Origin of the sequence: Nocardia otitidiscaviarum NBRC 14405, assembly GCF_000308635.1 — a bacterium.
GTDB classification, from domain to species: domain Bacteria; phylum Actinomycetota; class Actinomycetes; order Mycobacteriales; family Mycobacteriaceae; genus Nocardia; species Nocardia otitidiscaviarum.
In genome coordinates this window covers 62,509-72,153 of the sequence record NZ_BAGD01000107.1, presented here as the reverse complement: position 1 = coordinate 72,153, position 9,645 = coordinate 62,509, and the positions used below count along the sequence as shown (strand labels likewise).

The 9,645-nt window shown below is 70.6% G+C and carries 3 protein-coding genes; all 3 read left to right on the top strand.

Going from position 1 to position 9,645, the window contains the following annotated elements; all coding sequences use genetic code 11:
* Positions 1-144 precede the first annotated feature (144 nt).
* Positions 145-6,909: a non-ribosomal peptide synthetase gene (locus ON31_RS25530; protein ID WP_255222255.1), complete on the top strand. Its 6,765-nt coding sequence runs from the start codon at positions 145-147 to the stop codon at positions 6,907-6,909.
* Between the two features lie 237 nt (positions 6,910-7,146).
* A complete protein-coding gene (locus ON31_RS25525; protein ID WP_029930180.1) occupies positions 7,147-7,911 on the top strand; it encodes an ABC transporter ATP-binding protein in 765 nt (254 codons plus the stop codon).
* Positions 7,899-9,473, top strand: a complete 1,575-nt coding sequence (locus ON31_RS25520) for a hypothetical protein (protein ID WP_039817291.1) — start codon at positions 7,899-7,901, stop codon at positions 9,471-9,473. Before ON31_RS25525 ends, ON31_RS25520 begins: the two co-directional genes overlap by 13 nt.
* Positions 9,474-9,645: the final 172 nt, after the last annotated feature.

Below are 9,645 nucleotides of genomic sequence, written 5' to 3'. Positions count from 1 at the left end.
ACAGACGGCACCGCATCCCAGGTCATCGTCCCCGCCGCACAGGCGGTCCCGAACCTGACCCCGATCCCGGTCGACGCGACCGAGATCCGCGACCGCATCGCCGCCGTCATCGCGACCGGCTTCGACGTCACAGCGGAAGTCCCGTTGCGCGCCAAGCTGTTCCGCGTCGAAACCCCCGAAGAGGTGGGCGAACACCAGGCATCCGCCCTCGGCATCCTGGACGCGGTCGAAGCCGCCACCCGCCGCGCGGTAGGCCCGGACGCCACCGCCGCCCTGGGCGGCGGCCGGACGGCCGAGCCCACCACGGTCGAGCACGTGCTCGTCTTCGTGGCCCACCACATCAGCGCCGACGGCTGGTCCATGGGCCCGCTGACCCGCGATGTGATGATCGCCTACGCCGCCCGCACCAGCGGTGTGGCCCCCGGCTGGGCGCCGATGCCGGTGCAGTACGCGGACTACAGCATCTGGCAGCGCCAGGTGCTGGGCTCCGAGGACGACCCGCAGAGCCTCATCTCCGCGCAGGCCGCGTTCTGGAAGACGACCCTCGCGGACCTCCCGGACGAGCTGAACCTCCCCGCGGACCGCCCGCGGCCGACCACCCAGTCCTTCCGCGGCGGCCGGGTGCTCTTCCCGATCGGCACCGAGCTGCACCAGGGACTCCAGCGCATCGCGCGGGAGCAGAACGCGACCATGTTCATGGTCGTGCACACCGCGCTGGCGGTGTTCCTGTCGCGCCTGTCGGGCACCTCCGATATCGCCATCGGCACCCCGATCGCGGGCCGCGGCGAGGCCGAGCTCGACGATGTGATCGGCATGTTCGTCAACACCCTGGTGCTGCGCACCGAGGTGGACGCGCAGCGGGGCTTCGCCGAACTGCTCGCCCACGCCAAGGACGCCGACCTGGCGGCCTTCGCGCACGCCGACATTCCGTTCGAGCGGCTGGTCGAGCTGATCAACCCGGAGCGCTCCACCTCGCGGCATCCGCTGTTCCAGGTGGTGCTGTCGTTCGAGAATCTGCCGGACACCAGTTTCGAACTGCCCGGACTGCGGGTCTCCGCCGTCGATTTCGACAACGACACCGCCAAGTTCGATCTGTCGCTGACCATCCGGGAAGCGTCCGATGACGCCGGCATGTACGCCGAATTCGCCTTCGCGCGTGACCTGTTCGACGAGGCCACGGTGCAGGTGTTCGCCCAGCGCTTCACCCGCCTGCTCGAACAGCTCACCACGCGGCCGCAGCGGCCGGTCGGCGATCTCGACCTGCTCGCCGAAGCCGAGCGCACCGATCTACTCACTCGCACCGGCGGCGCACCGGTGGTCCCGGCCACCCTGCCGGAGCTGATGAGCACTGCCGCCCAGGGCAATCCGAACGGCGCGGCCGTGGTGTTCGACGGCCGGACCCTCAGCTACGCTGAACTCGACGCGGCGTCCTCGCGGTTGGCACGACTGCTCATCGAGCGCGGCGCCGGACCGGATGTGCTGGTGGCCGTCGCCGTTCCGCGCTCGATCGAGTCGGTGCTGGCGGTGTGGGCGGTGGCCAAGTCGGGTGCGGCCTTCGTGCCGATCGACCCGGCCTACCCGGCCGACCGCATCGCGCACATGGTGTCGGATTCCGGTGCGGTACTGGGCCTGACCGTGACGGCCGAGGCCGAAAAGCTGCCGCCGGTCAAGAGTCTGGCGGGCTGGCTGTCCCTCGACGACGCCGCGGTGCTGGCGCAAGCCGAGGGCTATGCGGCCGATCCGGTGACCGACGCCGACCGCTGGGCTCCGATCCGGGCCGAGCACGCCGCGTACGTCATCTACACCTCCGGCACCACCGGAATGCCCAAGGGCGTCGTGGTCACCCACGCGGGTCTGGCCAACTTCAGCCTGGAGCAGGTGGTGCGCTACGGACTCGATTCCGGTTCGCGCGCACTGCAGTTCGCCTCGCCGTCGTTCGACGCGTCGGTGCTGGAACTGCTGCTCGCGGTCGGCGCGGCCGGTGCGCTCGTGGTGGTGCCCCCGGGCACCTACGGCGGGGACGAGCTGGGCGAGCTGATCTCCCGCGAGCGGGTGTCGGTCGGCCTCATCACGCCGTCGGTGCTGGCCTCGCTGGACCCCGCGCAGCTGTCCGGCATGGAGGTGATCATCGCCGGTGGTGAGGCCGTCTCCGCTGATCTGGTGGCCAAGTGGTCGGAGAATCCGGGTGCGCCGCGGCGCTTCCACAACGCCTACGGCCCCACCGAGGCGACCATCGCCACCAATATCTCCGATCCGCTGTCGGCCGGTGATCCGGTCGTCATCGGTGGACCGGTGCGCGGTATGCGGGCCATGGTGCTCGACGCCCGCCTGCACCCGGTGCCCGAGGGCGTGGCCGGTGAGCTCTACGTGGCCGGTGTGCAACTGGCGCGCGGCTACCACGCGCGACCGGGACTGACCGCCGAACGTTTCGTCGCCGATCCGTACGGTGCACCGGGCGACCGGCTCTACCGCACCGGTGACGTGGTGCGCTGGCGGCGCGACGCGCTCGACCGCGCCGTGGTGGAGTACGTGGGCCGCAACGACTTCCAGGTGAAGGTGCGCGGCTTCCGCATCGAACTCGGCGAGATCGACGCCGCGCTCACGGCTTTCGAGAGCGTGGACTTCGCGGTCACCCTCGGCCACAAGACCGAGGCCGGAACCACCATCCTCGCCTCGTATGTGAAGCCGGTGGCCGGTGCCACCGTCGATATCGCCGCGCTCACCGAACATGCCGCCGCGCGACTGCCGGAATACATGGTGCCGACCGCGATCACGGTCATCGACGAGATTCCGTTGACCGGCGCGGGCAAGCTCGACCGGCGCGCGCTGCCCGAACCGGTGCTCGCTCCGCGCGAATTCCGGGCTCCCGTCAGCGATCTGGAGAGTGAGCTGGCCGCCGTCTTCGCCGAGGTGCTCGGCGTGGAGCAGGTGGGCGCGGATGATTCGTTCTTCGCGCTCGGCGGCGACTCCATCCTGTCCATCCAACTGGTGTCGCGGGCCAAGGCGCGCGGCATCGTGTTCAGCCCGCGCGATGTGTTCGAGCAGCGCAGCGTGGCCGGACTGGCCGAGGTGGCCGTGCGCGGCGGGGACGCCGAACAGCAGCAGCTCGCGGAACTGCCCGGCGGCGGGGTCGGCGACATTCCGCTGACGCCGATCATGACGGCCATTCTGTCGAGTGGTTCGAGCTACGAGCGGTTCTCGCAGTCCATGGCGCTGCGGCTGCCGGACGGCATCGACCGGGAGGCGCTGGTGGGCACCCTCGGGGCGGTCTTCGACCACCACGATGTGCTGCGCGCGCGCCTGCGCGGAAACGCCACGGATGGTTGGGCTTTCGAGGCGCTGGAACGCGGTGCCGTGGATGTCGACGCGCTGGTGCAGAAGGTCATGGTGCCCGCCGACATCTCCGATGCGGAGCTGTCGCGGGTGGCGTCCGCCGAACTCGACGGTGCGCTGAGCCGCCTCGATCCGGCCAATGCCGCCATGGTGCAGTTCGTGTGGTTCGCGTTCGAGCCGGCGGGAGCGACGCGCCCGGAGGCGGCAGCTCGCGTAACCACGGAGGGCGCCGCGGACGCCGCCGATGGGCACCGGCGCCGCGACGTGCTGCTCATCGCCGCCCACCACTTCGTGGTCGACGGCGTGTCCTGGCGCATCCTGATCCCGGACTTCGCCACGGCCTGGTCGCAGCTGGCCTTCGGACAGCCGGTCGCGCTGCCCGAGAACGGCACCTCCATGCGACGGTGGGCGCACGCCCTGGTGGACGCGGCGTCCGCGCCGGAGCGGGTGGCGGAACTCGAGTTCTGGCAGGGTGTCACGGAGACACCGGATCCGCTGCTGGGTTCGCGTGCCTTCGATCCAGCCGTGGACACCTTCGCCACGGTCGAGCGGGTCGAGGTCACCATTCCAGCCGAGGTCACCGATGCGGTGCTGACCGCCATTCCGGGCCTGTACCGGGGCGGTGTCAACGACGGTCTGCTGTCGGCGCTGGCCATGGCCGTATCGCGTTGGCGCGGTGCGAGTTCGGCATCCCTGGCCCACCCGTCGCCCGACCACCACCCCGCACCGAGTCGCTCCGCGACGCTGGCCCACCCGTCGCCCGACCACCACCCCTCACCGAGTCGCTCCGCGACGCTGATCAAACTGGAGGGTCACGGTCGCGAGGAAGACGTGGTCGCGGGCGCGGACCTCTCGCGCACCGTCGGCTGGTTCACCAGCGCCTACCCGGTGCGCCTGGATCTGGGCGAGGCCGATCTCGACGATGCCTTCGCGGGTGGAAAAGCCCTGGGAGATATCGTCAAATCGGTGAAGGAGCAGCTGCTCGCCGTGCCCGACAAGGGCCTCGGCTTCGGTCTGCTGCGCCACCTCAACCCCGAGACCCGGGACCGGTTGCGCGATGTGGGCCAGATCAGCTTCAACTACCTGGGCCGCGTCTCCACCGGTGAGGTGCCCGAACAGCTCGCCGAACTGGGCTGGGTGCCGGTGGCCGACCTCGGGCAGCTGGACGCGGACATGGACCGCGACATGCCCGCCAACGCCACCCTGGACATCAATGCCATCGTCACCGACGGCGAGGACGGCCCGCAGCTGGGCGCGGCCTTCGCCTTCCCGACGGGGCTGCTCAGTGTGGAACGGGTGCAGGAGTTCGCGGACCTGTTCGTGGCGGCGCTGACCGCGCTCGCCACCCACGCCCAGCGCGCCGACGCCGGCGGCTTCACGCCGTCGGATATGAACCTGGTCTCGATCGGCCAGACCGATATCGAGGTGTGGGAGCGCGACTACCCGGCGCTGGCCGATGTCTGGCCGCTGTCGCCGCTGCAGGGCGGTCTGCTCTTCCAGGCCATGATCGCCCAGAGCCAGCAAACCCTGGACGTCTACACCATGCAGGCCGTGCTCGACCTCGGCGGCACGGTGGATGTGGCGCGGCTGCACGCCGCCGCCCAGGGTGTGGTGGACCGGTACCCGAACCTGCGCACAGCCTTCGTCACCGATACCGACGGCAAGCCGGTGCAGGTGGTGCTGGACCGGGCCGAAGCGCCGTGGCGGGAGGTGGATCTCACCGATCTACCTGAGAACGAGCGGGTGTCGCGCATGCGCGAACTCATCGAGGACGACCGCGCCATGCACTTCGACCTGACCGCGCCGCCGCTCATGCGGTTCACCCTGTTCCGCACCGGCGGCGAACAGTGGAACCTGGTGATCACCACCCACCACATCCTGGTGGACGGCTGGTCCATGCCGCTGCTCATGCAGGACCTGCTGGTGCTGTACGCGGTGCGCGGCGACACCTCGGCGCTGCCGCGGGTCACCTCGTACCGGAACTTCCTCGCCTGGCTCTCCGGTCGCGACCGGGACGCCTCGCTCCGGGCGTGGACCAGGGCGCTGTCCGGCGTCACCGAGCCGACCCAGCTCGCGCCGCAGCCGCGCGGCGAGGAAACCTACGAGATCGGCCGCCACGTCACCGAAATCGACGCCGAACGCACCCGCGCGCTCACCAAGCGCGCCGGCGAACTGGGCGTCACGGTGAACACGGTGGTGCAGACCGCGTGGGCCATCCTGGTCGGACGGCTCACCGGCCGCGGCGACGTGGTGTTCGGCGCGACCGTCTCCGGCCGCCCGGCGGATCTGCCCGGGGTGGAGACCATGGTGGGTCTGTTCATCAACACCCTGCCGGTGCGCATCCGCATCGACGACCGCCTGAGCATCGAGGGCATGCTGGAGAAGGTGCAGCGCGAGCAGGCCGACCTGCTCGACCACCACTACATCGGGCTCACCGACATCCAGCGGGCCACCGGTATCGGCAGCCAGTTCGACACCCTGGTGGTGTTCGAGTCCTACCCGATGGACAAGGACGCGGTCGCCGCGGCCAGCTCCATCGACGGCATGTCGGTCACCGGTGTGGGCGTCAACGACAACACCCACTACCCGATGACGCTGGTGGTGATGGCCGAGGAGACCATCGAGATCGCCATGCGGTATCTGACCAGCCGGTTCACCGCCGACGACGTGGCGACGCTGGCGGCGCGCCTGAACCGCGTGCTGGACGCGCTGCTGGGCGATTCGACCGGCCTGATCGGTGACATCGACATCCTCGACGACACCGAACGCGCCCGCATCCTCGCCGAGAGCACGGCTCCCGCGGTGGAGTCCGCCCCGGAGACCACCCGCCTCGGCGACCGTACGGTGGCCAAGGCACTGGCCGCCGTGGTGGAGGAGGATCCGCAGGCTCCGGCGCTGCTGGCCGACGGCAAGGAGATCGCCTACCACGAGCTCGACCGCCGCTCCTCGCAGCTGGCGCGGGTGCTCATCGACCGCGGTGCGGGCCCCGGCGATATCGTCGCCATCGCCCTGCCGCGCTCGGCGGACAGTGTGGTGGCGGCCTGGGCCGTGCACAAGGCCGGTGCCGCGGTGCTGTTCGCCGACGGCCTCTCCTTCGGCGAGATCATCGCCGCCGGAGCGGGATTCGGCATCGCCGAGGAACCGGCCGCCAAGAACATCCGCTGGCTGGTCCCCACCGACCCGCAGGTGCAGGCGGATATCGCCGCGGCGGCCACCCACCCGGTCTCCTACGCCGACCGCGTGCGCCCGCTCACCGAGGACACCCCGGCCTTCGTCACCCGCGAAGCCGACGGCATCTGGGCCACCCTTACCCAGACCGACGCCCTCGACCGCGCCGACCGCCTCCGCGAGGTGCATGAGATCGACTACGAGTCGACCCTCTACACCACCGCCGCCACCGGCTCCGCCGCCGTGGACGAATTCCTCACCGCGGCCACCGCGGGCGCGCTCTCGGTGCTCCCGGGCGAGGACGGTGTCGAGGCCGACCTCGAGGAAGAGGTCACGCACTGGTTCACGGTGCCGGGCGAGGACACCGCGGCCGCGGATGACGAGATCCGCATCGTGGCGACCGACTAGTCGGCGACCGCCGGTGCGGTGCGCGATCGCACCGGCGGACCGTCGCCGCGCCGACGCCACGTCCCGATCGAGGTCACCATCGACCGGGCACCACTCTGCCTGGACGTACCGGGGATCGAGCCGCTCCGGCTGCCGAGCGGGCACGCGGTACGGCCCGGCGGCTGCGGCGTTCGTTACCGTTCGCGGTGGTCGCACCTATATTCGAGATGGGCGAGGGGCGCCCGGGAGAGGGGCACCATGGAGGCGAACGGGCGACCGGCGCTCGAGCTGGACGGGCTGTACAAGAAGTTCGGCGGGCCCTGGGTGGTGGAGGGCGTGAGCCTCGCCGTGCCGCCCGGGTCGTTCTTCGGGCTGGTGGGGCCGAACGGGGCCGGTAAGACGACCACCCTGTCGATGGCGGTGGGGCTGCTGCGGCCCGACCACGGGGCGGCCCGGATCTTCGGCACCGAGGTGTGGACCGATCCGGTGCGGGCCAAGACCATGGTCGGGGTGCTGCCGGACGGGCTGTCGCTGCCGGAACGGCTCACCGGACGAGAGCTGTTGAACTACACCGGATTACTGCGCGGAATGCCGCAGGCGACGGTGGTGGAGCGCACCGACGAACTGCTGCACGTGCTCGAACTCGACGGTGCGGAGAACACCGTGGTGGTGGACTATTCGGCCGGTATGCGCAAGAAGATCGGGCTCGCCACCGCCCTGCTACACGCACCGAAACTGCTGGTGCTCGACGAACCGTTCGAGGCGGTCGATCCGGTGTCGGCCTCGACCATCCGCACCATTCTCCAGCGGTTCGTGGCCGCCGGGGGATCGGTGGTGCTCTCCAGCCATGTGATGGCACTGGTCGAGAACCTGTGCGATCAGGTCGCGGTGATCAGCCACGGCCGGGTGGTGGCGGGCGGCAGCGTCGCGGAGGTGCGCGGCGAGGGCACCCTCGAGGAGGCATTCGTGCGGCTGGTCGGCGGCCGGGTGGCCGGAGACGAGGGGTTGTCGTGGTTGGCGTGATGATCCGCATGCGGCTGCGGCTCACCGCACGCGGCATGCGCAGTGGGCGCGGGGCCATCGGCTTCTGGCTGGGCATCGTCTTCGGCGTCATCGCCGCCGCGATCACCCTGCTGCTGGTCGGCTTCGGCGCGCCCGACAATCTCTACGGGGCGACGAATATCGCCGCCGCCCTGTACACCGCCTGGACGCTGGGCTGGCTGTGCGGGCCCATTCTCACCGGCAGCAGTGACGAGACGCTGCAACCCGAGCACTTCCGCCTGCTGCCGCTGAGCAATCGGCAACTCGCCTACGGTCTGGCGGCCGCCGCCTTCGTCGGCCCGGCGGTGCTGGTGAATCTGCTCGCCTTCTCCGGATTGGTGCTGATCGCAGCGAGATACAGCGTCGGCGCGGTGCTGGTGGCCGTGGTCGGGGCGGTATTGCAGTTGACCTTCGTGGTGTTGCTGTCGCGGGCGCTCACCGGCTGGATCGGCGCGGCCATGCGGTCCCGCCGCGGCCGCGATCTCGGTGTGCTGCTGGCCGGACTGCTCGGGCTGGCCTACTACCCGCTCAATCTGATCGTCGGCAGTCTCGGCCCGAAGCTGCGTGACGCCCCGGAGGGCGTGGGCAACCTGCTGCGCGCGGTCCCGTCCGGATGGGCCGCCTACGCGGTGGAGTCTGCCGCCTCCGGCCACTGGTTGCGGGCCCTGCTGCCGCTGGCCGGGCTGGTCGCGCTGTCGCTGCTGCTCTGGGAGGCGTGGGCGTGGCTGCTCGGCCGCCGCCTCACCACCCCGCCCGCACCCGCCGAGGAGGTGCGCGCGAGCGGGCGCACCGGGGTGCTGGACCGCCTCGTACCCATCAGTCCGACCGGCGCCGTTGTTCGCAAGGAACTGCGCACCTGGTGGCGCGACGGCCGCCGCCGGGCCACCCTGCTTCCGCTGCTGCTCATCGGTTTCGCGCTGCCGGTCTTCCTGGCCATCCAGAACGGGAGCACCACTTTCCTGCCGTTCGCGGGCGCGTTCGTGGTGTGGCTGGCCGCCATGTCGGCCACCAACCTGTACGGCTTCGACGGCACCGCCCTCTGGCAGACACTGGTCACACCGGATGCGGCGCGCGCGGATGTGCGCGGCCGGGTGCTGGCGTGGTTGTTGCTGGTCGCGCCGGTCGCCGTGATCGCCGCCGTGGTGCTGCCGGGCGCGGTCGGGCAAACGAAAATGTACCCGTGGGCGCTGTCCACGCTGCCGGTCCTGCTCGGGGTGGGCGCGGCTGCGGTGATCTTCCTGTCGGTCTATGCCCCCTATCCGATGCCGCCGAACCGCGGCAATCCCTTCGCGTCCTCGGGCAATCCGGGCTGCGCGAAGATTCTCATGCAGTTGGCGGTGGGGCTGGGGCAGCTGGTGGCATCGCTTCCCGTCATCGCCCTGCTGGGAATCGGTGCGAGCCTGGATAATTCGTTCCTGCTGTGGTCGGCTCTGCCGGTGGGGGTCGCGGTCGGGATCGGGTTCGGGCTGCTGGGCGTCTCGCTGGCGACCAAGCGGCTGGAGGCTCGCGGGCCGGAGCTGCTCGCCGAGGTCAAACCCCGCTGACCCCACCCGAAACGCCGGGGACGCGGAACACGCGGGCTACTCGGATGCCGTCCCATCGCCCCCGCGAATTCGGGTAGCCGACTACTGCCGAGACTCGCAGGAAACCAGCGCATGCTGACAGCGCCGGGCGAGAGATGTCGATCTCTGTCCGCCCGTCGCAGTCGATTCCCCT